The following is a 25,044-nucleotide window of genomic DNA, read 5'->3' as shown; positions in this document are numbered from 1 at the left end:
TCAAATGATCTCTATTCTGCGCCGTGGCCTGCTGGTATTGCTGGCCACTCTGCCAATGCTGGCGAATGCTGCGGCGACCCCGTCGGCTCATGACCTGGTGGAGCGCACTACCAAGGAACTGTTGAGTGACCTGGCGACCAATCGCGAGCAGTACAAAGCCAATCCAAGCGCGTTCTATGATGCACTGAACCGCATTGTCGGTCCTGTCGTGGATGCCGATGGCATTTCCAAAAGCATCATGACCGTGAAGTACTCCCGCAAAGCGAGCCCTGAACAGGTGAAGCGTTTCGAGGAAAACTTCAAGCGCAGCCTGATGCAGTTCTATGGCAATGCCTTACTGGAATTCAACAACCAGGGGATCACCGTCGCACCTGCCAAGGACGAAGGCGATGACCGCACCAGCGTGGACATGCAGGTCAAGGGCAACAACGGTGCGGTCTATCCGGTCTCTTACACGCTGGTCAAGCTGAACGGCGAGTGGAAAGTGCGTAACGTTGTCATCAACGGCATCAATATCGGCAAGCTGTTCCGTGATCAGTTCGCCGATGCCATGCAGCGCAACAGCAACAACCTGGATACCACCATCAACAACTGGGCTGGCGAAGTGGCCAAGACCAAATCGACCGTTGATGCCACGCAGAAGCCGGTGCAATGACCGAATCTGCCGTCCGCCTTGTCGGGCCGGGTGAGCTCCGGCTGATCGGTGTGCTGGATTACCGCACAGGGCCGCAATTGCGCAAGCAGGGTGCGGCACTGATCAAGTCCGGTGATCTGGCAGATCTCACGCTTGACTGCTCGGGTGTCGAGAAGTCCAGCAGCGTTGGCCTGGCCTTGTTGCTGGCGTTCATGCGCGATGCCCGGGATGCAGGCAAGTCGATGACAGTCCGCTCGCTCCCCGAAGACATGCGCCAGATAGCCCGCGTATCAGGTTTGACCGAGCTGCTGGACGCCCACTGAAAGGCACTATCGAAAAAGCCCTTTATCCGGGACCTGCTTGTCAGGCTTCGCATAACATGGGCTTTTTTTGTATGATGCCAGACCCGCGCGCGTACAGCGCCGATCGAGGTTAAGCATGCAGGCCGTAGAAGTTAAAAGCTTCCTTGAAGGAAAGCTGCCGGAAATCAAAGTGGAAGTCGAAGGCGAAGGCTGCAACTTCCAGCTGAACATCATCAGCGACGAGTTGGCCGGCCTGAGCCCTGTCAAACGTCAGCAACAGATTTATACCCATCTGAACCCCTGGATTGCCGATGGCAGCATCCACGCGGTGACCATGAAATTTTTCAGCCGCGCTGCATGGGCCGAGCGTACCTGAGCCAATTGGTGTCGAGACTCTAATGGATAAATTGATTATTACCGGCGGCGTTCGTCTTGATGGCGAAATTCGCATTTCCGGGGCAAAGAACTCTGCCCTGCCGATCCTTGCCGCCACCTTGCTGGCGGACGGACCCGTTACCGTTCAGAACCTGCCGCACCTGCACGACATCACGACCATGATCGAGCTGTTCGGCCGCATGGGCATCGAGCCTGTGATCGACGAAAAGCTCAGTGTCGAAATCGACCCGCGCACCATCAAGACTCTGGTCGCCCCGTACGAACTGGTGAAAACCATGCGTGCGTCGATTCTGGTGCTGGGCCCGATGGTCGCTCGCTTTGGCGAGGCCGAAGTGGCTCTGCCAGGTGGTTGTGCCATCGGTTCGCGTCCGGTCGACCTGCACATCCGTGGCCTTGAAGCCATGGGCGCGATCATCGATGTCGAAGGCGGTTACATCAAGGCCAAGGCACCCGAGGGTGGCTTGCGCGGTGCCAACTTCTTCTTCGATACCGTGAGCGTGACCGGTACTGAAAACATCATGATGGCGGCCAGCCTCGCCAACGGTCGCAGCGTGCTGCAGAACGCCGCGCGCGAGCCCGAGGTTGTCGATCTGGCCAACTTCCTGATCGCAATGGGTGCCAAGATTCACGGTGCAGGTACCGACACCATCACCATCGATGGCGTCAAGCGTCTGGGCCCGGCCACTTACAAGGTCATGCCTGACCGTATCGAGACCGGCACTTACCTGGTGGCCGCTGCCGTTACCGGCGGTCGCGTCAAGGTCAAGGACACCGATCCGACCATCCTTGAGGCTGTGCTGCTCAAGCTTCAGGAAGCGGGTGCCGAAGTCACGACCGGTGAAGACTGGATCGAGCTGAACATGCACGGCAAGCGTCCGAAGGCCGTCAATGTGCGTACCGCGCCTTATCCGGCGTTCCCGACCGACATGCAGGCGCAGTTCATTTCGCTCAACGCGATTGCCGAAGGCACGGGGGCGGTCATCGAGACCATCTTCGAAAACCGCTTCATGCACGTGTATGAAATGCACCGCATGGGCGCTCAGATACAGGTCGAAGGCAACACCGCCATTGTTACCGGCACCGAAGTGCTCAAGGGCGCGCCAGTCATGGCAACCGACCTGCGTGCATCGGCCAGTCTGGTGATCTCGGCGCTGGTTGCCCAGGGCGACACGCTGATCGACCGCATCTACCACATAGACCGTGGTTACGAGTGCATCGAAGAGAAGCTGCAAATGCTGGGTGCCAAGATCCGCCGCGTTCCGGGCTAGCAGCACGCGGCCCTGATGCCGTTGGCATCGGGGCCGCCTGTTTCTGTCGCGGGTGTGATTTCTGATTCGTTTCACTTCAGGTCGACAGGCCTGAGGGTTGTCATGCGCCGCTTGCGTCGTGACAAAAGTTTCCTGATAAGGACTTACGTTTCCCATGTTGACCATCGCACTGTCCAAGGGCCGTATTCTTGACGACACTCTGCCGCTTCTCGCTGAAGCGGGCATCGTGCCGACCGAGAATCCGGACAAGAGCCGCAAGCTCATCATCCCCACGACTCAGGCCGATGTGCGCCTGCTGATCGTGCGTGCCACCGATGTGCCGACCTATGTCGAGCATGGTGCCGCCGATCTGGGTGTCGCGGGCAAGGATGTGTTGATGGAATACACCGGTCAGGGTCTGTATGAGCCGCTCGACCTGCAGATTGCCAAATGCAAGCTGATGACGGCGGGCGCTATCGGTGCGGTCGAGCCCAAGGGCCGTCTGCGCGTGGCGACCAAGTTCGTCAACGTTGCCAAGCGTTACTACGCCGAGCAGGGCCGCCAGGTCGATATCATCAAGTTGTACGGCTCCATGGAGCTGGCGCCGCTGATTGGCCTGGCAGACAAGATCATCGACGTGGTCGACACCGGTAATACCTTGCGCGCCAACGGCCTCGAGCCCCAGGAACTGATCGCAACCATCAGCTCGCGTCTGGTGGTCAACAAGGCCTCCATGAAGATGCAGCACGCACGTATCCAGGCCCTCATCGACACCCTGCGCAAGGCAGTGGAGTCGCGACACCGCAGCTGACCCATTCACGCAACGTTGAGTTGCGTCCAGCTATCCGTGTCATAGCCAAATTTCTCAGGTGCCTGCGCGGATAGCTTGGTAGCTTTAGGCTCCTGAGCATCCGCCAATTATTGAGGCCCCGCTATGACCACGCCCACTGCAATTCGCCGACTCGACGCTGCTGACCCGGATTTCGCACGACATCTGGATCATCTGCTGAGCTGGGAAAGTGTGTCTGACGACTCGGTCAACCAGCGTGTGCTCGACATCATCAAGGCGGTGCGTGAGCGTGGCGACGCGGCGCTGGTCGAGTTCACCCAGAAGTTCGACGGCCTGCAGGTCGCCTCGATGGCCGACCTGATCCTGCCTCGCGAGCGTCTGGAACTGGCGTTGACGCGCATTACTCCGGTTCAGCGCGAAGCCTTGGAAAAGGCCGCCGATCGTGTGCGCAGCTATCACGAAAAGCAGAAGCAGGATTCCTGGAGCTACACCGAGGCCGACGGTACGGTGCTGGGCCAGAAGGTCACGCCGCTGGACCGTGCAGGCCTGTACGTGCCGGGCGGCAAGGCTTCCTACCCGTCCTCGGTACTGATGAATGCCATACCGGCCAAGGTGGCAGGCGTGACCGAAGTGGTCATGGTCGTGCCGACGCCGCGTGGTGAAATCAACGAGCTGGTGCTGGCCGCTGCCTGCATTGCAGGGGTCGACCGGGTGTTCACCATCGGCGGGGCACAGGCCGTTGCGGCGCTGGCTTACGGTACCGAAAGCGTGCCGAAAGTCGACAAGGTGGTCGGTCCTGGCAATATTTATGTGGCGACCGCCAAGCGTCACGTGTTCGGTCAGGTGGGGATCGACATGATCGCCGGTCCTTCCGAGATTCTGGTGGTGTGTGACGGCCAGACCGATCCTGACTGGATCGCCATGGACTTGTTCTCCCAGGCCGAGCACGACGAAGATGCCCAGGCCATTCTGGTCAGTCCGGATGCCGAATTTCTCGACAAGGTCGCGGCCAGCATCACCCGTCTGTTGCCGACCATGGAGCGGGCAGCGATCGTCGAAACGTCGATCAACGGTCGCGGCGCCCTGATAAAGGTGGCTGACATGGCCCAGGCCATCGAAGTCGCCAATCGCATCGCGCCCGAGCACCTCGAACTGTCGGTCGCCGATCCGGAAGCCTGGTTGCCGCAGATCCGTCATGCGGGGGCGATTTTCATGGGGCGTCACACTTCCGAGGCGCTGGGCGACTACTGCGCGGGTCCCAACCATGTGCTGCCGACCTCCGGAACGGCGCGTTTCTCCTCGCCGCTGGGCGTCTACGATTTCCAGAAGCGCTCGTCGATCATCTATTGCTCGCCGCAAGGTGCGTCCGAGCTGGGCAAGACAGCGTCCGTGCTGGCTCGTGGCGAATCCCTGAGCGGTCACGCGCGCAGTGCCGAATATCGAATCACTGACCCTGACTGGAAAGCAGGCAACACAGAGGACGGCAAATAATGAGCAAATTCTGGAGCCCTTTTGTCAGCGATCTGGTGCCCTATGTGCCGGGCGAACAGCCGAAGCTGACCCGACTGGTCAAGCTCAATACCAATGAAAACCCGTATGGCCCTTCGCCAAAGGCCATCGACGCCATGCGTGCTGCGCTGACCGACGATTTGCGTCTGTACCCGGATCCCAACAGTGATCTGCTCAAGCACGCTGTCGCCGATTACTACAAGGTGCAGCCCAATCAGGTGTTTCTGGGCAATGGCTCGGACGAGGTACTCGCGCACATCTTCAACGGCCTGTTCCGCCACGAGGCACCGTTGCTGTTTCCGGACATCAGCTACAGCTTTTATCCGGTGTATTGCGGTCTGTATGGCATCGATTACGAAACGGTCCCGCTGGACGAGCAGTTCCAGATTCGTGCCGAAGACTACGCCAGGCCGAATGCCGGGATCATTTTCCCCAACCCGAATGCGCCGACCGGTTGCCTGCTCGGTCTGGACAAGGTCGAGCAGATCATCAAGGCCAGCCCGGATTCGGTGGTGGTCGTCGATGAAGCCTATATCGACTTTGGTGGCGAGACAGCGATTACGCTGATCGACCGTTACCCGAACCTGCTGGTCACCCAGACCCTGTCCAAGTCGCGCTCGCTGGCCGGGCTGCGCGTCGGTCTGGCAGTGGGGCATCCTGACCTGATCGAGGCGCTGGAGCGGGTCAAGAACAGCTTCAACTCCTATCCGCTGGACCGCATGGCCAATGTGGGCGGGGCGGCCGCTTTCGAGGACCGCGAGCACTTCGAGAAGACCCGTAACAAGGTCATCGAAAGCCGCGAGGCGCTGATCGAGCAGTTGCAGGGCAAAGGTTTTGAGGTACTGCCATCGGCAGCCAACTTCATCTTCGCCCGCCACCCGCAACACGATGCCGCAGCACTGGCCGCCAAATTGCGCGAGCAGGGCGTCATCGTTCGCCACTTCAAGCAGCAGCGAATCGCCCAGTTCCTGCGCATCAGCATCGGCACGCCAGAGCAGCATCAGGCGTTGCTGGAAGGCCTTGGCGACATCTGAGAAGCGGATTGGTCAGCCCGAAAACGGGCTGGCCCTGCGCTACGACTCTAGATCGGGCGCAAGGCGTCCATAAGGGCATGCCCACGCGGCAGACTCATCGTCATACGCAAGTCTCGTGGGAGCGAGCTTGCTCGCGAAAGGGGCTGTACACGCGCCAAAGATGCCTCGATTGAAACACCGCCTTCGCGAGCAAGCTCGCTCCCACGCCCTTCGGGCAGAAGCCTGAGCGCCCTTATTCCGGGCGGGTCAGAACGATGAGCGCGGAGCATGGGCAAGATGGTGTGGTCCCTGTGGGAGCGAGCTTGCTCGCGAAAGGGGCTGTACAGGTACCGAAAATGCATCGACCGAAACACCGTCTTCGCTAGCAAGCTCGCTCCCACGCCCCTTCGGACAGAAGCCTGGATGCCCTTTACTCCGGGCGTTCAGAGCGATGAGCGCGGAGCATGGACAAGGTGGGTGTGATCCCTGTGGGAGCGAGCTTGCTCGCGAAAGGGGCTGTACAGGCGCCGAAAATGCATCGACCGAAACACCGTCTTCGCGAGCAAGCTCGCTCCCACGCCCTTCGGGCAGATGCCTGAACGTGGTGGAAGCGCCTTTCGTGATGCTCTGCGTCAAAGATCTGCGCCGTACCGTACTTTCAGGTACTGGCGCATCACTCCGGCGCTGCGGCGGGGGTCGGGGCGGGCGGTGGGCGCAGGCCGACTTCTGCGCTCAGGCGCATTTCCTTGCCGTTGCGCATCACGTCGATAGCAATCTTGTCCTTGGGTTTGGTGCGCGCCACCTGATTCATCGAGCGGCGGCCGTCGCCGGCAGGTTCGCCATTGATGCTCAGGATCACGTCACCCAGTTGCAGTCCGGCTTTTTGCGCCGGTCCGTCGCGGAAGATGCCCGCCACGACGATACCCGGACGATCCTTCAGCCCGAAGGATTCGGCCAGTTCCTGGGTCAGGGGTTGAACTTCGATGCCCAGCCAGCCACGAATGACCTGACCGTGCTCGATGATCGACTTCATGACATCCATCGCCAGTTTGGTCGGAATGGCGAAGCCGATGCCCTGGGAGCCGCCGGACTTGGAGAAGATCGCGGTATTGATACCGATCAGGTTGCCGCTGGCGTCCACCAGTGCGCCGCCCGAGTTACCCGGGTTGATGGCCGCATCGGTCTGAATGAAGTCTTCATAGGTGTTGAGGCCCAACTGATTGCGCCCGGTGGCACTGATGATCCCCATGGTCACGGTCTGGCCGACCCCGAACGGGTTGCCGATCGCCAGCGCCACGTCGCCAATGCGGATGCTGTCAGAGCGCGCGATGGTAATCGCCGGCAGGTTTTTCAGGTCGATCTTAAGCACCGCCAGGTCGGTTTCCGGGTCATTGCCGATGACCCGGGCAATGGTTTCGCGACCGTCTTTGAGCGCTACCACGATCTGGTCCGCGCCGGTGGTGACATGGTTGTTGGTCAGTATGTAGCCTTCGGGGCTCATCATGACGCCAGAACCCAAGCTCGATTCCATGCGCTTCTGCTTGGGCGTGTTGTCGCCGAAGAAGCGTCGGAACTGCGGATCTTCGAAAAGCGGGTTATTGCCCTTGTTGACCATCTTGGTGGTGTAGAGGTTGACCACCGCGGGCGCTGCGGCAATCACCGCGTCGGCATAGGAAGACGGACCTTGCATGACATTGGTGGTCTGTGGAGCCTGTTGCAGATTGACATCCAGGCTCGGCAGACCGACCCACTGCGGATAGCGCTGAATAATCAGCATGGCGATAAGCACGCCAGCCAGCAACGGCCAGCCGAAAAAACGCAGTGCCTTGAACATTTAACAAGTCCTGATGGTTGCGGGCGCAGAAAGTTTTGCCACGGGTGCGCCATAATGGCGGGCATTATACGAGTACAACGCAGCTCTGAACTGCATATTTAGGAGTCTTTTATGGCTGTTGCCCTGAGCACCCTGGTCGAAGAAGCCGACCGCTATCTGAACAGTGCCCGGATTCAGGATTACTGCCCCAATGGCCTGCAGGTCGAAGGGCGGCCACAAGTCATGCGCATCGTCAGTGGCGTGACGGCCAGCCAGGCCCTGCTGGACGCGGCTGTCGACGCTCAGGCTGATCTGGTTCTGGTCCACCACGGTTATTTCTGGAAGGGCGAAAACCCGTGTGTCGTCGGCATGAAACAGCGTCGCCTGAAAACCTTGCTCAAGCATGACATCAGCCTGCTGGCCTATCACCTGCCGCTGGATGTACATCCCGAGGTGGGCAACAACGTACAACTGGCGCGTCAACTGGACATCACGGTCGAAGGCCCTCTGGACCCTGAGAATTCGCGTGTGATCGGGTTGATCGGCTCGCTGTCCGAGCCCATGACTGCGCGGGATTTCGCCCGTCGCGTGCAGGATGCGCTGGGTCGTGAGCCATTGCTCATCGAAGGCAGCCAGATGATTCGCCGTGTCGGCTGGTGCACCGGTGGCGGTCAGAACTACATTGATCAGGCGGTGCTGGAAGGCGTCGATCTGTTCCTCAGTGGCGAAGCATCGGAGCAGACGTTCCACAGCGCACGAGAGAATGACATCAGCTTCATTGCCGCCGGTCATCATGCCACCGAGCGCTATGGGGTTCAGGCGCTGGGCGATTATCTGGCGCGACGGTTTGCCCTCGAGCATATCTTTATAGACTGCCCGAACCCGATCTGAACGATCAAACAGCAGGGCATATGCATAGATCGTTTCGATCTAGTTGCGTCGCTGATTAGCGATATCACGCATGTTAAAGTGCGCGGCTCGAATACGGCCCGCTGGCCGCCCCGGGGTTTCCCGGTCCATAACGAACGCAATCCGTGAGTAGCCATGGTTGACAAACTGACGCATCTGAAACAGCTGGAGGCGGAAAGCATCCACATCATCCGCGAGGTCGCCGCCGAGTTCGATAACCCGGTAATGCTGTACTCGATCGGCAAGGATTCGGCCGTGATGCTGCACCTGGCGCGCAAGGCATTCTTCCCCGGTAAACTGCCATTCCCGGTCATGCACGTCGATACCCGCTGGAAATTCCAGGAGATGTATCGCTTTCGCGACCAGATGGTCGAGGAAATGGGCCTGGACCTGATCACCCACATCAACCCCGATGGCGTGGCGCAGGGCATCAATCCGTTCACCCACGGCAGTGCGAAACACACCGACATCATGAAGACCGAGGGCCTGAAGCAGGCGCTCGACAAGCATGGTTTCGACGCCGCCTTTGGCGGAGCCCGACGCGACGAAGAAAAGTCCCGGGCCAAGGAACGCGTCTACTCGTTCCGCGACAGCAAGCACCGCTGGGACCCGAAAAACCAGCGTCCCGAGCTGTGGAACGTTTACAACGGCAACGTCAACAAAGGCGAGTCGATCCGCGTGTTCCCGCTCTCCAACTGGACCGAGCTGGACATCTGGCAGTACATCTACCTTGAAGGCATCCCGATCGTGCCGCTGTATTTTGCCGCCGAGCGCGACGTTATCGAGAAAAACGGCACGCTGATCATGATCGACGACGAGCGCATCCTCGAGCATCTCACCGATGAAGAGAAGTCGCGCATCGTCAAGAAAAAGGTCCGTTTCCGTACCCTGGGCTGCTACCCGCTGACCGGTGCTGTCGAGTCCGAAGCGACCAGCCTGACCGACATCATTCAGGAAATGTTGCTGACGCGAACTTCCGAGCGCCAGGGCCGGGTCATTGACCACGACGGCGCTGGCTCGATGGAAGAAAAGAAACGTCAGGGTTATTTCTAAGGGGTGTCACATGTCGCATCAATCCGATTTGATCAGCGAGGACATCCTCGCCTATCTGGGCCAGCACGAACGCAAGGAAATGCTGCGCTTTCTTACCTGTGGCAACGTCGATGATGGCAAGAGCACGCTGATCGGGCGTTTGCTGCACGACTCCAAGATGATCTACGAAGATCACCTGGAAGCCATCACGCGTGATTCGAAGAAGTCCGGCACCACCGGCGATGATGTCGATCTGGCGTTGCTGGTAGATGGTTTGCAGGCCGAGCGGGAGCAGGGCATCACCATCGATGTCGCCTATCGCTATTTCTCCACGGCCAAGCGCAAGTTCATCATTGCCGACACCCCGGGCCACGAGCAGTACACCCGCAACATGGCCACCGGTGCGTCGACCTGTGACCTGGCGATCATTCTGGTGGACGCGCGATATGGTGTGCAGACCCAGACCCGCCGTCACAGCTATATCGCCTCGCTGCTGGGCATCAAGCATATCGTTGTCGCCATCAACAAGATGGACCTTAACGGCTTCGATGAAAGCGTTTTCGAGTCGATCAAGGCCGATTACCTGAAGTTCGCCGACGGCATCGCGTTCAAGCCGACCACCATGGCTTTTGTTCCGATGTCGGCGCTCAAGGGCGACAACGTGGTGAACAAGAGCGAGCGTTCGCCTTGGTACACCGGCCAGTCGCTGATGGAAATTCTTGAGACCGTCGAAATCGCCAGCGACCGCAACTATGCGGACCTGCGTTTCCCGGTGCAGTACGTCAACCGTCCGAACCTGAACTTCCGCGGCTTCGCCGGTACGCTGGCCAGCGGCATCGTGCACAAGGGCGACGAGATCGTCGTGCTGCCGTCGGGCAAGAGCAGCCGTGTGAAGTCCATCGTCACTTTTGAAGGCGAGCTGGAGCAGGCGGGGCCGGGTCAGGCGGTGACGCTGACCATGGAAGACGAGATCGACATTTCCCGTGGTGACTTGCTGGTGCATGCCGACAACGTTCCGCAGGTCAGCGATGCGTTCGATGCCATGCTGGTGTGGATGGCCGAAGAGCCGATGCTGCCGGGCAAGAAATACGACATCAAGCGCGCCACCAGCTATGTGCCGGGCTCCATTGCCAGCATCACCCATCGGGTCGATGTGAACACGCTGGAGGAAGGCCCTGCCAGTTCGTTGCAGTTGAACGAGATCGGTCGCGTCAAGGTCAGCCTCGATGCGCCCATCGCGCTGGACGGCTACAGCAGCAACCGCACCACTGGCTCGTTCATCGTCATCGATCGTTTGACCAATGGCACCGTTGCTGCGGGCATGATCATCGCCAAGCCGGTATCAGGTGGTGGCTCGCAGCACCATGGCGAGCAGGCTCACGTCTCCACTGAGGAGCGCGCGCAGCGCTTCGGCCAGCAACCGGCCACCGTATTGTTCAGCGGCCTTTCCGGTGCGGGCAAGAGCACGCTGGCCTATGCCGTCGAGCGCAAGCTGTTCGACATGGGCCGTGCGGTCTATGTACTGGACGGTCAGAACCTACGTCATGACCTGAACAAGGGCTTGCCCCAGGATCGTTCCGGTCGTAACGAGAACTGGAGCCGTGCCGCTCATGTAGCGCGTCAGTTCAACGAAGCTGGCCTGCTGACTCTGGCGGCGTTCGTTGCGCCGGATGCCGAAGGGCGTGAGCGCGCCAAGGCGCTGATCGGCAAGGATCGTCTGCTCACCGTCTATGTGCAGGCATCGCCAGCGATCTGCCGCGAGCGTGATCCTCAGGGCCTGTACGCCGCTGATGGCGACAATATTCCTGGCGAGTCCTTCCCGTATGACGTGCCGCTGAATGCCGATCTGGTGATCGACACGCAGACACTCAACGTCGAAGAAAGCGTCAGGCAGGTGCTGGACCTGCTGCGCAGCCGCGGCGCGATCTGATACGCATGCAGGTGTGAAAGACCAATGGTTTTCAGCGCCTGCACTAGCCTCTTAGCGAGCTTGCTCGCGAAGGGGTAGGCCACAAAAAAGCCCGCCGCAGACAATCTCTGCAGCGGGCTTTTTGTGTGACTGCGAAAGCTTACTTTTTCAAGCCGTAATGCTCATCCAGCATGCCCGGGGAGTTAGGCGACTTGGGCGCGTAATCCTTCGGTGTCTCGGTATCACGCGGCGGAGTCAGGCGATCGCGATGGTCGCGGTGCGCATGATTGGCCTCAGGGTGCAGGGCGGCCAGCAGGCGTTGGCGGGTCAGTTCGTCGAGAGCCAGACGGTTGGCACCCTCGGCAAGGTGTTCCTGAACATCCTGATAGCTCTGTGAAAGCTTTTGTACCAGATTGGCCGTGCTGTTGAAGTGCGTGACTACCTCGTTCTGATAGGTGTCGAAACGTTCCTGAATGTCATCCAGCTGGCGCTGGGTGCTGTTCGGAACGGTGTTGGGCAGCAGGCGTGCCACCAGAAAACCAATGACGACACCGGCCACCAGGGCGAGCGTCGGCAACAACCAGACTAAGAGCGAGTGTTCCACGAGTCCTTCCTCTATAAACGGCTTTGCTTTACGTTAACGGCTCGAACCTGCGCTGTATACCCGCGACGTATCGTTGATATGCATGCCGCAGACAATCAGCTAGACGAGTCGACCCATTTCGAGGTCACGGAGTTCTGTTTTGCTCATGCGTGAAACCCCATTATTTATCGATGGCCCTGAAGGCCAGCTCGAAGCGCTGTATCAGGACGTCACCGACGCCCGAGGTGTTGCACTGATCTGTCATCCTAACCCGATACAGGGCGGAACGATGCTCAATAAAGTCGTCTCGACGTTGCAGCGTACCGCACGGGATCAGGGTTTGATCACGTTACGCTTCAATTATCGCGGCGTCGGCGCCAGTGCCGGTACGTCGGTGGCCGGACCGGGCGAGATTGATGATGCCCAGGCTGCCGCCCAATGGCTGCGGGCGCAACATCCTGACCTCCCGATGACCCTGTTCGGATTTTCCTTTGGCGGCTACGTTGCTGCAAACCTGGGTGGCCGGCTGGAAGCGCAGGGTGAAAAGCTCACGCATCTGTTTCTGATTGCGGCTGCGGCGTCGCGCCTCAATGATCAAAGCGTACTGCCCCAGGCTTGCCCGCTGACGATCATTCAGCCGGAGAACGACGAAGTGATTGATCCCGAGACGGTCTATGCATGGTCCGCCGCGTTGCAACGTCCCCATGAGCTGCTGAAAGTGGCAGAATGCGGACACTTTTTTCACGGCAAGCTGACTGATCTGAAAGATCTGCTCCTGCCGCGACTTTCCAGCTGATTGCAGCCCGTATTGCATCCTATTGATAAGCGACCTGCCATGACCACTCGTATCCTGACCGGTATCACGACCACCGGCACTCCCCATCTGGGCAATTACGCGGGCGCCATTCGCCCGGCCATTGTCGCCAGCCGTCAGAGCGATTTCGACTCGTTCTACTTTCTGGCCGACTACCACGCGCTGATCAAATGCGATGACCCGCTGCGCATTCAGCGCTCGCGTCTGGAAATCGCCGCGACCTGGCTGGCAGCGGGTCTGGACGTTGATCGTGTGACCTTCTATCGCCAGTCGGACATCCCCGAAATCCCGGAGCTGACCTGGCTGCTCACCTGCGTCGCGGCCAAGGGCCTGCTCAATCGCGCCCACGCCTACAAGGCTTCGGTGGACAAGAACGTGGAAGGTGGCGAAGACCCGGATGCAGGCATCACCATGGGGCTGTACAGCTACCCGGTGCTGATGGCTGCCGACATCCTGATGTTCAATGCGCATCAGGTTCCGGTGGGGCGCGACCAGATTCAGCACGTTGAAATGGCCCGCGACATAGGCCAGCGTTTCAATCACCTGTTCGGCAATGGCAAGGAATTCTTTGTCATGCCCGAGGCATTGATCGAAGAGAGTGTGGCCACGTTGCCAGGTCTGGACGGTCGCAAGATGTCCAAGAGCTACGACAACACCATCCCGTTGTTCAGCGGTGCCAAGGACATGAAGGGCGCTATATCGCGCATCGTCACCGACTCGCGTGCGCCGGGCGAAGCGAAAGATCCCGACACGTCGCACCTGTTTACCCTGTATCAGGCCTTCTCGACGGCCGAGCAGTGCGCCGAATTCCGCTCCGACCTGTTGCAGGGCCTGGGTTGGGGTGAAGCCAAGAATCGTCTGTTCACGTTGCTGGACGCGCAGTTGAGCGAACCTCGTGAAAAGTATCTGGGGCTCATCGAGCGTCCTGCCGATCTCGAAGACATCCTGCTCGCCGGCGCGCAGAAAGCCCGGCGTGTCGCCACGCCGTTCCTCGAGGAGTTGCGCGAGGCGGTGGGCCTGCGGTCGTTCCGTACCGTGGTGCAGAACGCCGACACCAGCAAGAAAAAGGCCAGCAAAGGCGCTCGTTTCGTCAGCTTCCGTGAAGACGACGGCAGCTTCCGTTTCCGTCTGCTGGCAGCCGATGGCGAGCAGTTGCTGTTGTCGCGCAATTTTGCCGATGGCAAGGCAGCCGGCGTGGTCAGCAAGCAGTTGCAGCAGGGCGGCGAACTGGACCTGCGCAGCGCAGACGATCGCTTCACGCTGTGGCTGGACGGCGCCTGTGTGGCGGACAGTCCGGTATTTGCCGACGCTGCCGCGCGCGACAGTGCCATCGAAACTCTCAAGCTGGCGCTCGCTCCCCAACAGGACTGATTGCCAATCCCCGGGGTCGTCGCTACAGTGACGACCCGTTTTTGTTGCCTTGCTAACGAATTATGACGCCCCTAGAACGATATCAAGCTGATCTGAAACGCCCGGACTTCTTTCACGATGCCGCGCAGGAAAACGCTGTGCGTCATCTGCAGCGCCTGTACGACGATCTGATCGCCGCTCACGACAGCAAGCCCGGCCTGTTCGGCAAACTGTTCGGCAAGAAAGAGCAGACGCTGGTCAAGGGGCTGTACTTTTGGGGTGGCGTAGGCCGCGGCAAGACGTATCTGGTCGATACGTTCTTCGACGCACTGCCGTTTCAGGACAAGGTCCGTACGCACTTCCACCGCTTCATGAAGCGCGTGCACGAAGAGATGAAGACCCTCAAGGGCGAGAAAAACCCGCTGACGATCATCGCCAGGCGTTTTTCCGATGAGGCGCGGGTCATCTGTTTCGACGAATTTTTCGTCTCCGACATCACCGATGCCATGATCCTCGGCACGCTGATGGAAGAGCTGTTCAAGAACGGCGTAACGCTGGTGGCCACTTCCAACATCGTTCCGGACGGCCTGTACAAGGACGGCCTGCAGCGGGCGCGTTTCCTGCCGGCCATCGCGCTGATCAACCAGAACACCGACATCGTCAACGTCGACAGTGGCGTTGATTACCGTCTGCGTCACCTGGAGCAGGCCGAACTGTTCCACTTCCCGCTCAACGAAGTGGCGCAGGAAAGCCTGCGTAAAAGCTTCAAGGCACTGACTCCGGATTGTGCAGAAACCATCGAAAACGATGTGTTGATGATCGAAAACCGCGAGATCCGTGCGCTGCGCACCTGTGACGATGTGGCCTGGTTCGACTTCCGCGAGTTGTGCGACGGCCCGCGCAGTCAGAACGACTACATCGAGCTGGGCAAGATCTTCCATGCCGTGCTGATCAGCGGCGTCGAGCAGATGGACGTCGCCACTGACGACATCGCCCGACGCTTCATAAACATGGTCGACGAGTTCTACGATCGCAACGTCAAGCTGATCATCTCGGCCGAGGTTGAGTTGAAGGACCTGTACACCGGTGGCAGGTTGATGTTCGAGTTCCAGCGCACCCTCAGCCGTCTGCTGGAAATGCAATCCCACGAATTCCTCTCGCGGGCGCACAAGCCCTAGCAGCAGTGGCGAGCTTCAGGCCAACAGCCTGAAGCTCGCCCAGGCTGCCGCTTGCCTCTCAAAGCCTCTCTTTATGACCTTCGAACTGTTGCCGATACTGATTGGGTGACAGCTCGGTGTGCTGACGGAACAGTCGGGCAAAGAAGCTGGCATCGTCGTAGCCCACTTCGTAGCTGATGGTCTTGATGCTCTTGCGCGTCCCCGAGAGCAATCCCTTCGCCGTTTCGATCCGCAGCCTTTGCAGGTAATGCAGTGGCTTGTCGCCTGTGGCGGTCTGAAAGCGGCGCATGAAGTTGCGGATGCTCATGCCGTGCTCGCGGGCCACGTCTTCAAAGCGGAACTTGTCGGAGAAGTGCTCTTCCAGCCAATGCTGAATCTGCAGAATGACCACGTCCTGATGAAGCTTCTGGCCGCCAAAGCCGATTCGCCCCGGCGAGTAGGTGCGACGCACTTCATAGAGGATGTCGCGGGCTACGGCCTGGGCGACATTGGCGCCGCAGAAGCGCTCGATCAGATAAATGTAGAGATCGCAGGCTGAGGTCGTGCCGCCCGCGCAATACACGTTGTCGGCATCGGTCAGGTGCTTTTCCTGATTGAGCAGAACCTTGGGATAACGCTCGGCAAATGCGCTGAAAAAGCGCCAGTAGGTCGTCGCCTCCTTGCCGTCCAGCAAGCCCGCCTCGGCGAGCCAGTAAACGCCGGTGGCTTCGGCGCAGAGTACGGCACCGTTGGCGTGCTGCTCGCGCAGCCAGGGTAGAATCTGTGGGTAGCGCTGGCAGAGGGTTTCAAAGTCGTCCCAGAAGGCTGGAATGACGATGATGTCGCTCTGGCACAGCGCACCGTCGACTGGCAGGGTGACATCGCTGAAGCTGCTGACAGAAAGCCCGTCCGGGCTTACCAGGCGCGTTTCGAAGGCGGGCACCAGGCCATGGCCCAGTTGCTTGCTGTAGCGCAGGCTGGCCAGGTGGAAGAAGTCCTTGGCCTGCATGACGGTCGAGGCGAACATCTTGTCCGTGGTCAGGATGCTTACGCGGCGCAGAAGAGTGGCGTGTTGGATCGGCATAATCGTTATTCTTATATGGGTAAATGGTCAAGCAACGGCTGGATCGTCTTATTTTTTGCCAAAACTGTCCAGCCTCGTTACGTAGGGCTCCCTGAGGGAGCGCCTATGATGGCTTTGTGCTAAGTGGCTAAATATCCGCCAATCCACGCCCCGCAGGCAATAAACAGAATGTGAACAAAAAATCCGGTTGAGGTTATTTTTACAGTCTGTATAATCCGCCAGCTCTTTGCAGTGGAAGTGATGCGCCGTCTGCCGAAGAATCTTGCCGTATAACGGACGCGCTGACCCGAGCCCCCGATAGCGTCTGTTTCCGGCTGCCTTTGACTTGTCAAAGTACGCACTATTCAGTAAGATCCGCCGTCTAATTTTCAGGGCGGCCCCTGAGGCTATAAAGAATGAAAACTTTTACTGCTAAACCGGAAACAGTTAAGCGCGACTGGTTCGTCGTCGACGCTGCTGGTCAGACCCTGGGTCGTCTGGCCACCGAAATCGCGAGCCGTCTGCGTGGCAAGCACAAACCGGAATACACTCCGCACGTTGATACCGGCGACTACATCGTCGTGATCAATGCCGAGCAGATCCGCGTTACTGGTGCCAAGACCACCGACAAGATCTACTACTCACACTCCGGTTTTCCGGGCGGGATCAAGTCGATCAACTTCGAAAAGCTGATCGCCAAAGCTCCTGAGCGCGTGATCGAGACCGCGGTCAAAGGCATGCTGCCTAAGAACCCGCTGGGTCGCGACATGTATCGTAAGCTGAAAGTCTATGCGGGCGCTGTACACCCTCATACTGCTCAGCAGCCCCAAGAACTGAAGTTTTAACGGAATAGTTCATTATGTCGGCGACTCAAAATTACGGCACTGGCCGTCGCAAGACCGCAACCGCTCGCGTTTTCCTGCGTCCGGGTACTGGTAACATCTCGATCAACAACCGCTCCCTGGACAATTTCTTCGGCCGCGAGACTGCCCGCATGGTAGTTCGTCAGCCGCTGGAACTGACCGAGACAGTTGAAAAGTTCGACATCTACGTCACCGTTATCGGTGGTGGTGTAAGTGGTCAGGCTGGCGCAATCCGCCACGGTATCACTCGCGCTCTGATGCAGTACGACGAGACACTGCGTGGCGCTCTGCGTAAAGCAGGCTTCGTGACTCGCGATGCTCGTGAAGTTGAACGTAAGAAAGTCGGTCTGCGTAAAGCGCGTAAGCGTCCGCAGTACTCGAAGCGTTAATACGCTCTTCGTTCAAAGAAAGAACGTCCATCCCTTTGCGGGGCTGGGCGTTTTTTTATGGGCGTGATTTTTACTGTCAGGATGTTTTCGTGTTGCTCGTTTTACGTCGATATTGTGAAATTTATCCGCCTGTCGACGAAGATTACGGAATTTACATCGCGTAAATGAGCTATCTTGTGGCCCGCGACGAACACCTGTCCTGTTGCGTTCATTATCGGATGCGCCCTTGAGGCGCGTTCGTTCGTCTGTCCGATAAATTTTAACAAGCGAGGAGGATCGCCATGGGCGTGACCAACCGGTTGGCCTGTTACTCCGACCCCGCCGACCACTATTCTCATCGCGTACGCATTGTGCTCGCCGAGAAAGGTGTCAGCGCCGAAATCATTGAAGTGGTGGCAGGTCGTCATCCGCCGCAGCTGATCGAAGTAAATCCATACGGCAGTGTGCCGACCCTCGTCGATCGTGACCTGGCGTTGTACGAGTCGTCCGTGGTGATGGAGTATCTGGATGAGCGCTATCCGCATCCGCCTCTGCTGCCCGTCTATCCGGTTGCCCGTGCCAACAGCCGTTTGCTGATTCATCGTATCCAGAGAGACTGGTGCGGCCTTGTCGACCTGATCCTGGATACGCGCAGCAAAGAGCCTGCTCGTGTTCAGGCGCGCAAGGAGCTTCGCGAGAGTCTGGCCGGGGTTTCCCCGCTGTTCGCGGAAAAAGCTTTTTTCATGAGTGACGAGCTAAGTCTCGTTGACTGCTGTCTACTCCCCATACTCTGGCGTTTGCCAATTTTGGGTATTGAATTGCCGCGGCCTGCCAAGCCGTTGCTTGATTACATGGAGCGCCAATTTGCGCGTGAGGCTTTTCAGGCGAGTCTGTCTGCTGCCGAACGTGAAATGCGCTAAGGCTTAAGGAGCCGTTAATGAACTCCAGTCGCCCTTATCTTGTTCGTGCTCTCTACGAGTGGATCGTCGATAACGATTGCACCCCGCATGTGCTGGTCAATGCGGATTACCCGTCGGTGCAGGTCCCGCAAGGGTTTGCCAATGACGGGCAGATTGTCCTGAATGTTTCGCCAAGTGCCGTGCGTCATCTGCATATGGATAACGAGGCGGTCAGTTTCGAAGGCCGCTTCGGCGGTGTGCCGCACACGCTGTATGTGCCTGTCGCTGCCATCCTGGGTATTTATGCCCGCGAGAACGGTCAGGGCATGGTTTTCGATCTGGAGCCTTCCATGGAAGAGGGCGAAGAAATCGAGATCGAAATCGAAGACGATACGCCTCCGCCAGACAGCGAACCGCCACGTCCGAGTGGCAGGCCGAGTCTGAAGGTCGTCAAGTAAAAGACGGGCAATAAAAAAGGCGATCTTCGGATCGCCTTTTTCATGCCTGTCGGTTACCCGTCAGTCGATGTACTCGAAGAGTTTGACGATCTTCTGTACACCGGATACGCCCTGTACCAGGTTGGTAGCGCGATTGGCTTCGTCCTGTGTCACCAGGCCCAGCAGGAACACGATGCCGTTTTCGGTCACCACTTTGATGCGCGAGCCGGGGATGGATGCGTCAGCGATCATCTGGCTTTTGACCTTGGTCGTCAGCCAGGCGTCGTTGTTGCGCGCCAGCAGTGAGGAGGGCGCCATCACCTGCAGTTCGTTGTTGACCTTCTTGACGCGCTGAACCGCGCTGGCGGCCTGTTCGGCCATGGCCTTGAGGTCGGCACGCGGCGTCTGTCCAGCCAGCAGTACGATGCCGTTGAAGCTGGTCACGACGATGTGTGAGCCCTCTGCGAGGTCAGGGCTGGCCTTGGAGATATTGACGGCTGCCTTGGTTTCGATCAGCGAGTCGTCGATCTTGCTGCCGAAGGTGCGCGTGCCGCGATCATCTTCGATCGGCTTTTCGCGAGTGGCCGTGATCACCGAACTGCATCCGGTGACGCTGAGGCACAGTGTCAGAACCAATAGGCTGAGACGATTAGGGGTCATTCTTCACTCCCGAACAGTTGGCTGTCGATCAAATCGCAAAGGCAATGGATCGCCAGCAGATGGACTTCTTGTATGCGTGCCGTGACATTGGCGGGTACGCGGATCTCCACATCCTCCGGCAATAGCAGGGAGGCCATGCCGCCACCGTCGCGTCCCGTCAATGCTACGACAATCATTTCGCGATCATGTGCGGCCTGGATGGCTTGAATAATATTCGCCGAGTTGCCGCTGGTGGAAATGGCCAGCAACACGTCGCCTGGCTGACCCAGTGCGCGGATCTGTTTGGAGAAGATTTCGTTGTAGCTGTAATCGTTGGCGATCGAGGTGATCGTCGAGCTGTCGGTGGTCAGTGCAATCGCCGGCAGGCTCGGCCGCTCACGCTCGAAGCGGTTGAGCAATTCCGAGGAAAAGTGCTGTGCATCGCCAGCCGATCCGCCGTTGCCGCACGCGAGCATCTTGCCCTCGTTGAGCAGGGCATTGACCATGACCTGACTGGCTTGCTCGATAAAGGGTGCAAGGACTTCCATCGCCTGTTGCTTGGTTTCGATGCTGGCCTGGAACAGCCGGCGAATTCGGGATTGCATGTCCATCAATGTGACCTTAATTAGAGCGTACGGCGGCGGGACGGATGCGCCGGGTTCTCCCGGGAGCTATCCGGCACACAAGGTGTGCAGCCGGCAAAACAAATAGCGAAATCGGTGAGGGTATAAGCGTGTTACTGGCCATGATCCGAGTCGCACTGCTGCGCCAGGTCAGCTGTCAAAAGCGCTCTTGATCCAATTCAGCGGTGCGGCATTGCCGGGCTCGCCTTCAATGGCGATCACGTCGAAACGACAGGGATGATTGGCCCAAGTCGTCGCTTGCTGCAGAAAAAGCTGTGCGGCCGTGACGAGTTTCCCCTGCTTGCGAAAATCGACGCTCTCCATGGCGCCGCCCCATCCTGAATGGCGCCGGTAGCGAACTTCGACGAATACTACTGTATCGCCGTCAAGCATGACTAGATCAAGCTCGCCGCGTTTGCATAACCAGTTTTGTTCAATCAGGCGCAGCCCCTGTTGTTGCAAAAACTGCAGGGCGACGGCTTCAGCCTCGCGCCCTGCTTGCTGGCGGGTGCTGCGTTGCATCAGGGCGCGGTGTCCGGCAGACGCTGGATCTTGCCGTCGACGAACTCAGCCCATGGCAGCTGGCGTTCGACGCGACGACCAGGATTCAGGCTGAGGCTGCCGGACAGTCCGTCGATGCGGCTGTCAGGCATCGCCTTTAGCTGAGCGAGGCGGGGGGCCAGGCGATAGGCGTCGATGCCCATTGCATACAGGCGACCCAGGCTGCCTGCAGCCTGTGGCCATTGCGCGGTGACCTGCTGGCGCAGCGGGTCTTCGGCGTTCAGTAGCCATGGCGTTTCGCAGAAGCGCACGCCATTCAGGTCCATATATTGAGCGTGATCGTTGCTGTTGGTGAACAGGTGCGAAGTGGCGTAGACCGGAACGTCACCCGCGTACTGAAAGACCATGGTGGGTTTGATCTGCTGTGCTTGCTGCGGGGTAGCGGCGAGGAACATGAAGTCGATGTCCTGGCGACGACTTGGCTGAGCGGCGACCTGGGTGCCGGCGGTGCTTTGCAGGCGCTGGGCGCGGCCTTCGCTGTTACGCAACTGGAACAGGTCGGCGACCTGCTGTGCCAGTTCTACAGGCTGATCGACATGCTCTGCAGCGATCAGCGTGCCGCCCTTGGCTTGCCAGCTCTTGCGGAAGGCATCCAGCACGCGGTCGCCCCATTCACCTTTCGGAACCATCGCAACGGCGCTGCGCTTGCCGTCCGCCCAGGCGCGACGTGCAACCTCGCGTGCTTCGTCTTCTGCGGCCAGGCCGAATTGGTACAGCTGAGCCGGGCCTTCATTGCTGGTGTCGCTGTAGTTCAATGCCAGGGTGGTGATCGGCAACTGCTGGCGGCTGTTCAGCTGTTTAACGAGGTTCTTTTCCAGCGGACCGACAACCAGTTGCACGCCAGCGGCCTGAGCCTGACGGTAGAACTCGTCCATCGAGGTGATTCGCGAGCTGTCGAAGACCTGGATGGCTGGAGGATTCTGTCCTGCCTGCTGAGCCTGGAAGTGCGCGGCCATGAAACCTTCGCGCAATGCCTTGGCGACTGCGGCCAGTTGACCATCCTGCGGCAGCAGCAGAGCAATTTTGGTGATCGGCTCGCTGGTCAGTGCACGCAACTGCGCGAGGGCGGTTGGCAGTTGCACTGCAGCAGGATGTTTCGGATTCTGCGCTTTCCAGCTGTCGATGGCAGCCTGTTGCTGCTCAAGCGTGCCTGCGCCCTTGACCGAGCGAGCCAAATTCAGCCAGCCGCCCATATCGTCAGTGGCGGTGCTCTGCAGCTGCTCGGCAGGCAGGGCGGAGACCAGTGTCCAGATCGCGTCATTGTTGGCGTTGACGTCTGCGCCTTGCAGCAGCGGGCCTGCGTAAACACGTTCATTGGCGGCTGCGAGCGCCTGGCCATCGGCTTCAAGGGCGCGTGCCTTGACCATGTGAGTACGAATCTGTTGCTCGACCGACAGTTCGCCCAAGCGCTGCATGCTCGGATGATTCAAGGCGGTCAGCGCTGCCTTGGGCTGATTGCGGCCCATCGCCAGCTCAGCGGACAGTGTGCTGGCGAAAACCTGCAGCCCGGGCTTGAGTTGATCGATTTGCACCTGTCCGAGGATTTGCGCGGCGCGTCCTGCGTCATTCTGGCGGCTTGCCAGATCGGCAGCACTCAAGCGCAGCGTTGCGGCCTGCTCGGGTGTTTTGGCGCTGGCGGCCTGCTCGAGCAATTGCTCGATGCTGGCATCCGGGGTTCGAGGCAGCTCGCCAAGGCTGGACGAGGGCGAGCTGGCACAGGCTGCGAGGAGGGCAGCGAGGCAGAGGGCAGAGAGCAGCCGCAGACAAGCGATCATTGGTATGTTCCTGAAACTCGAGCGAATTAACGGGGGATTGTACCCAAGCGCTGGCCAGGGTGCGATGTCGAAGGTATTTAAAGCCGTGATATCAGTCGCTTTAAGGTCATCTGGCGGCCAAATCGTTCAATTCGGGAGGGGCGCCGCGCTTCTTGCTCGGGTCTGAACATGTTTTCATTCCTTTTTTGTCGGCATCCTGACGCGCGAACCGTTCCGCCGGGCCGCAGCCTGTACAATGCATTTTTTCCAAGCACCTGTTTTAACCTGCGAGGTTTGCGTTTTGACTGTTCCGGTTGTTTCGAATTCCACTCCGGGTTCGCTTTATGTAGTGGCGACTCCTATCGGCAATCTGGACGACATGAGTGTGCGAGCCTTGAAGGTGCTGCGTGAGGTCGCGCTGATTGCGGCTGAAGACACTCGCCATTCCGCGCGGCTGATGCAGCACTTCGGCATCCCGACGCCATTGGCCGCCTGTCACGAACATAACGAACGTGATGAGGGTAGTCGGTTCATTACACGTCTGCTGGCCGGTGACGACGTCGCGCTGATTTCCGATGCGGGCACGCCATTGATCTCCGATCCCGGTTATCACCTTGTTCGTCAGGCGCGTGCCGCGGGTGTGCAGGTCGTACCGGTGCCGGGGGCGTGTGCCTTGATTGCGGCTCTTTCTGCAGCCGGGCTGCCGTCGGATCGATTCATTTTCGAGGGCTTTCTTCCGGCCAAATCCGCGGGTCGCAAGGCCAGGCTCGAGGGTGTCAGGGAAGAGCCGCGCACGTTGATCTATTACGAGGCGCCGCACCGCATCCTGGAGTGCCTGCAGGATATGGAGCTGGTCTTCGGTGCTGACCGTAAGGCGCTGCTGGCGCGTGAAATAACCAAAACTTTCGAAACCCTCAAGGGTCTGCCTTTGGGTGAGCTGCGGGCATTCGTCGAATCCGACAGTAATCAGCAGCGCGGAGAGTGCGTGGTGCTGGTGGCTGGCTGGACGCCGCCGGATGACGAGGATGTCATTGGCGAGGAAGCGCGTCGGGTGCTGGATTTGCTGCTTGCGGAGATGCCGCTCAAGCGCGCCGCAGCGTTAGCTGCTGAAATAACCGGCGTACGCAAGAACCTGCTGTACCAGGTGGCGCTGGAGAAGCAGAAGGGGTAACAGGCTGCTTTTGAAAGGGGCGAGCGAGCCACACAATGCTATTAAAGCTTGTTCTTGATGGCATGTGCCGCTAACCTTGTCGGCGGAGAGTCGATTGGACAGTCGCTGCCTCTTGTTGTTCCGCAACAAGGGGGGGAGGAAAGTCCGGGCTCCATAGGGCGGAGTGCCAGGTAACGCCTGGGAGGCGTGAGCCTACGGAAAGTGCCACAGAAAATAACCGCCTAAGCACTTCGGTGCCGGTAAGGGTGAAAAGGTGCGGTAAGAGCGCACCGCACGTCTGGTAACAGTTCGTGGCAAGGTAAACCCCACTCGGAGCAAGACCAAATAGGGTTCCTAGGCGTGGCCCGCGCTGGAACCGGGTAGGTTGCTAAAGACGTCCAGTGATGGCCGTCGTAGAGGAATGACTGTTCTCGACAGAACCCGGCTTACAGATCGACTCTCCACCTTTTTCTTCCCCCTTCGTTTCAAGCAGCAAAACCCTTCCGTAATACCAAAAAAATCTTACAGCTCATAAATCACATTAACTTTGAATCGCAACGATTTGAGTTGTGTGGGATTTATCCGTCAGATCCTTCGCAAAATTACCTTTTTATCCTCAATACCTCTCCTAAATCTCCGAAATGTAAGGGTTTTCCTTAAGACCGTGCCTTGACGGTGTGGTGGGCGCGTTCCTATAGTGTGCGCAAGTGGCAGAAAGTGGCACGAAGTGGGTTTTTTTAGCGCAAAAAGCTAATATTCGGAGAATGCGCCTGTGTTCCGTGGTGCCAATGCGATCAATCTCGATGCCAAGGGCCGTCTCGCTATGCCGAGCCGGTACCGTGACGAGTTGGATTCGCGTAGCGCCGGCCAACTTATCGTGACCATTGATGCCGTTGATCCATGCCTTTGCCTTTATCCGCTTTCCGAATGGGAGCTGATAGAAGCAAAACTTCGTGATCTGGCGACGTTTCGGGAAGAGAACCGCCGCCTGCAAAGGCTTCTGATTGGTAATGCTGTCGATCTGGAACTCGACGGGAGTGGGCGTTTTCTGGTACCGCCGCGCCTGCGCGAGTACGCCAGGCTGGATAAGCGCGTAATGCTGGTGGGCCAGCTCAACAAGTTTCAACTGTGGGACGAGGACGCCTGGAATGCTCTTGCTGATGCTGACCTGGCTGCCATTCAAAAACCTGGCGCGATGCCCGACGAATTACGTGATTTGATCCTGTGAC

26 protein-coding genes and 1 other RNA gene are annotated in these 25,044 nt (G+C 58.9%); 20 read left to right on the top strand and 7 right to left on the bottom strand.

What is annotated here, in order from left to right:
- Nucleotides 1-4 precede the first annotated feature (4 nt).
- The 7 genes from BLR20_RS18535 (at nucleotide 5) to hisC (ending at nucleotide 5,912) form a co-directional block, all read left to right on the top strand.
- Nucleotides 5-655 (top strand): MlaC/ttg2D family ABC transporter substrate-binding protein, encoded by a 651-nt coding sequence (locus BLR20_RS18535; protein WP_054992569.1) that lies wholly within the window; start codon nucleotides 5-7, stop codon nucleotides 653-655.
- Entirely contained in the window at nucleotides 652-957 is a 306-nt protein-coding gene (locus BLR20_RS18530) for an STAS domain-containing protein (protein ID WP_010427507.1), read from the top strand. Before BLR20_RS18535 ends, BLR20_RS18530 begins: the two co-directional genes overlap by 4 nt.
- Nucleotides 958-1,072: 115 nt before the next feature.
- Nucleotides 1,073-1,312, top strand: a complete 240-nt coding sequence (locus tag BLR20_RS18525; protein WP_005889065.1) for a BolA family protein — start codon at nucleotides 1,073-1,075, stop codon at nucleotides 1,310-1,312.
- 22 nt (nucleotides 1,313-1,334) lie between these two features.
- The gene (gene murA / locus BLR20_RS18520) at nucleotides 1,335-2,600 is read left to right on the top strand and encodes a UDP-N-acetylglucosamine 1-carboxyvinyltransferase (RefSeq protein ID WP_002555078.1); all 1,266 of its coding nucleotides are present in this window, start codon (nucleotides 1,335-1,337) and stop codon (nucleotides 2,598-2,600) included.
- Between the two features lie 154 nt (nucleotides 2,601-2,754).
- Entirely contained in the window at nucleotides 2,755-3,390 is a 636-nt protein-coding gene (gene hisG / locus BLR20_RS18510) for an ATP phosphoribosyltransferase (protein ID WP_002555077.1), read from the top strand.
- Between the two features lie 123 nt (nucleotides 3,391-3,513).
- Nucleotides 3,514-4,860, top strand: coding sequence for a histidinol dehydrogenase (gene hisD / locus BLR20_RS18505; RefSeq protein ID WP_010427501.1), 1,347 nt, complete (start codon nucleotides 3,514-3,516; stop codon nucleotides 4,858-4,860).
- Entirely contained in the window at nucleotides 4,860-5,912 is a 1,053-nt protein-coding gene (hisC, locus tag BLR20_RS18500; protein ID WP_032615173.1) for a histidinol-phosphate transaminase, read from the top strand. The genes hisD and hisC overlap by 1 nt, the downstream gene beginning before the upstream one ends.
- A 652-nt stretch (nucleotides 5,913-6,564) precedes the next feature.
- Here hisC and algW read toward each other — a convergent pair.
- Nucleotides 6,565-7,725, bottom strand: coding sequence for a Do family serine endopeptidase AlgW (gene algW / locus BLR20_RS18495; protein ID WP_002555073.1), 1,161 nt, complete (start codon nucleotides 7,723-7,725; stop codon nucleotides 6,565-6,567).
- A gap of 111 nt (nucleotides 7,726-7,836) precedes the next feature.
- Here algW and BLR20_RS18490 point away from each other — a divergent pair, with 111 nt between their 5' ends.
- The 3 genes from BLR20_RS18490 to cysN all read left to right on the top strand — a co-directional run bounded on the left by BLR20_RS18490 (nucleotide 7,837) and on the right by cysN (nucleotide 11,575).
- Nucleotides 7,837-8,595: a Nif3-like dinuclear metal center hexameric protein gene (locus BLR20_RS18490; protein WP_054992568.1), complete on the top strand. Its 759-nt coding sequence runs from the start codon at nucleotides 7,837-7,839 to the stop codon at nucleotides 8,593-8,595.
- Between the two features lie 153 nt (nucleotides 8,596-8,748).
- Nucleotides 8,749-9,666: a sulfate adenylyltransferase subunit CysD gene (cysD, locus tag BLR20_RS18485; RefSeq protein ID WP_003313577.1), complete on the top strand. Its 918-nt coding sequence runs from the start codon at nucleotides 8,749-8,751 to the stop codon at nucleotides 9,664-9,666.
- A 10-nt stretch (nucleotides 9,667-9,676) separates the two neighbouring features.
- Nucleotides 9,677-11,575: a sulfate adenylyltransferase subunit CysN gene (cysN, locus tag BLR20_RS18480; RefSeq protein ID WP_054992567.1), complete on the top strand. Its 1,899-nt coding sequence runs from the start codon at nucleotides 9,677-9,679 to the stop codon at nucleotides 11,573-11,575.
- Between the two features lie 139 nt (nucleotides 11,576-11,714).
- Here the strand turns inward: cysN and BLR20_RS18475 are convergent, their stop codons facing one another.
- Entirely contained in the window at nucleotides 11,715-12,158 is a 444-nt protein-coding gene (locus tag BLR20_RS18475) for a Z-ring associated ZapG family protein (RefSeq protein WP_010427491.1), read from the bottom strand.
- A 145-nt stretch (nucleotides 12,159-12,303) separates the two neighbouring features.
- Between BLR20_RS18475 and BLR20_RS18470 the strand changes: the two genes are divergently transcribed.
- The 3 genes from BLR20_RS18470 (at nucleotide 12,304) to zapE (ending at nucleotide 15,479) form a co-directional block, all read left to right on the top strand.
- Nucleotides 12,304-12,933 carry an alpha/beta hydrolase gene (locus BLR20_RS18470; protein ID WP_054992566.1) on the top strand — a complete coding sequence of 210 codons (630 nt, stop codon included), beginning with the start codon at nucleotides 12,304-12,306 and terminating at the stop codon, nucleotides 12,931-12,933.
- A 39-nt stretch (nucleotides 12,934-12,972) separates the two neighbouring features.
- Nucleotides 12,973-14,322, top strand: coding sequence for a tryptophan--tRNA ligase (locus BLR20_RS18465; RefSeq protein WP_054992565.1), 1,350 nt, complete (start codon nucleotides 12,973-12,975; stop codon nucleotides 14,320-14,322).
- A gap of 62 nt (nucleotides 14,323-14,384) precedes the next feature.
- Complete coding sequence (gene zapE, locus BLR20_RS18460; RefSeq protein WP_054992564.1) at nucleotides 14,385-15,479, top strand: cell division protein ZapE; 1,095 nt, start codon at nucleotides 14,385-14,387, stop codon at nucleotides 15,477-15,479.
- A 58-nt stretch (nucleotides 15,480-15,537) separates the two neighbouring features.
- Here the strand turns inward: zapE and BLR20_RS18455 are convergent, their stop codons facing one another.
- The gene (locus tag BLR20_RS18455; protein WP_162091520.1) at nucleotides 15,538-16,443 is read right to left on the bottom strand and encodes a GlxA family transcriptional regulator; all 906 of its coding nucleotides are present in this window, start codon (nucleotides 16,441-16,443) and stop codon (nucleotides 15,538-15,540) included.
- Between the two features lie 494 nt (nucleotides 16,444-16,937).
- On the opposite strand from BLR20_RS18455, the gene rplM reads away from it, so the two are divergent.
- From rplM to BLR20_RS18435, 4 genes are all read left to right on the top strand, one after another.
- Nucleotides 16,938-17,366: a 50S ribosomal protein L13 gene (gene rplM / locus BLR20_RS18450; RefSeq protein WP_002555065.1), complete on the top strand. Its 429-nt coding sequence runs from the start codon at nucleotides 16,938-16,940 to the stop codon at nucleotides 17,364-17,366.
- A 14-nt stretch (nucleotides 17,367-17,380) separates the two neighbouring features.
- Nucleotides 17,381-17,773: a 30S ribosomal protein S9 gene (gene rpsI, locus BLR20_RS18445; RefSeq protein WP_002555064.1), complete on the top strand. Its 393-nt coding sequence runs from the start codon at nucleotides 17,381-17,383 to the stop codon at nucleotides 17,771-17,773.
- A gap of 281 nt (nucleotides 17,774-18,054) precedes the next feature.
- Entirely contained in the window at nucleotides 18,055-18,672 is a 618-nt protein-coding gene (locus BLR20_RS18440) for a glutathione S-transferase N-terminal domain-containing protein (protein WP_010427484.1), read from the top strand.
- A 17-nt stretch (nucleotides 18,673-18,689) separates the two neighbouring features.
- Nucleotides 18,690-19,109 (top strand): ClpXP protease specificity-enhancing factor, encoded by a 420-nt coding sequence (locus tag BLR20_RS18435; RefSeq protein WP_003313571.1) that lies wholly within the window; start codon nucleotides 18,690-18,692, stop codon nucleotides 19,107-19,109.
- A 60-nt stretch (nucleotides 19,110-19,169) separates the two neighbouring features.
- On the opposite strand, the gene BLR20_RS18430 is transcribed toward BLR20_RS18435, so the two are convergent.
- From BLR20_RS18430 to BLR20_RS18415, 4 genes are all read right to left on the bottom strand, one after another.
- Nucleotides 19,170-19,748 (bottom strand): BON domain-containing protein, encoded by a 579-nt coding sequence (locus BLR20_RS18430; RefSeq protein ID WP_010427481.1) that lies wholly within the window; start codon nucleotides 19,746-19,748, stop codon nucleotides 19,170-19,172.
- The gene (locus BLR20_RS18425) at nucleotides 19,745-20,338 is read right to left on the bottom strand and encodes a phosphoheptose isomerase (protein WP_003418801.1); all 594 of its coding nucleotides are present in this window, start codon (nucleotides 20,336-20,338) and stop codon (nucleotides 19,745-19,747) included. Before BLR20_RS18425 ends, BLR20_RS18430 begins: the two co-directional genes overlap by 4 nt.
- Nucleotides 20,339-20,500: 162 nt before the next feature.
- Entirely contained in the window at nucleotides 20,501-20,875 is a 375-nt protein-coding gene (locus BLR20_RS18420) for a YraN family protein (RefSeq protein WP_202907605.1), read from the bottom strand.
- On the bottom strand, nucleotides 20,872-22,686 hold the full coding sequence (locus BLR20_RS18415; protein WP_074594926.1) for a penicillin-binding protein activator: 1,815 nt from the start codon (nucleotides 22,684-22,686) through the stop codon (nucleotides 20,872-20,874). Before BLR20_RS18415 ends, BLR20_RS18420 begins: the two co-directional genes overlap by 4 nt.
- A gap of 280 nt (nucleotides 22,687-22,966) precedes the next feature.
- Here BLR20_RS18415 and rsmI point away from each other — a divergent pair, with 280 nt between their 5' ends.
- From rsmI to mraZ, 3 genes are all read left to right on the top strand, one after another.
- Nucleotides 22,967-23,836: a 16S rRNA (cytidine(1402)-2'-O)-methyltransferase gene (gene rsmI / locus BLR20_RS18410; RefSeq protein WP_025990803.1), complete on the top strand. Its 870-nt coding sequence runs from the start codon at nucleotides 22,967-22,969 to the stop codon at nucleotides 23,834-23,836.
- A gap of 86 nt (nucleotides 23,837-23,922) precedes the next feature.
- Nucleotides 23,923-24,280, top strand: an RNA gene (gene rnpB, locus BLR20_RS18405) — RNase P RNA component class A.
- Nucleotides 24,281-24,587: 307 nt separating this feature from the next.
- A complete protein-coding gene (gene mraZ, locus BLR20_RS18400; protein WP_002555055.1) occupies nucleotides 24,588-25,043 on the top strand; it encodes a division/cell wall cluster transcriptional repressor MraZ in 456 nt (151 codons plus the stop codon).
- Nucleotide 25,044 lies beyond the last annotated feature (1 nt).

The sequence above is a fragment of the Pseudomonas congelans genome (assembly GCF_900103225.1).
GTDB lineage: Bacteria > Pseudomonadota > Gammaproteobacteria > Pseudomonadales > Pseudomonadaceae > Aquipseudomonas > Aquipseudomonas congelans.
This window is presented reverse-complemented; position numbering and strand designations above follow the sequence as displayed.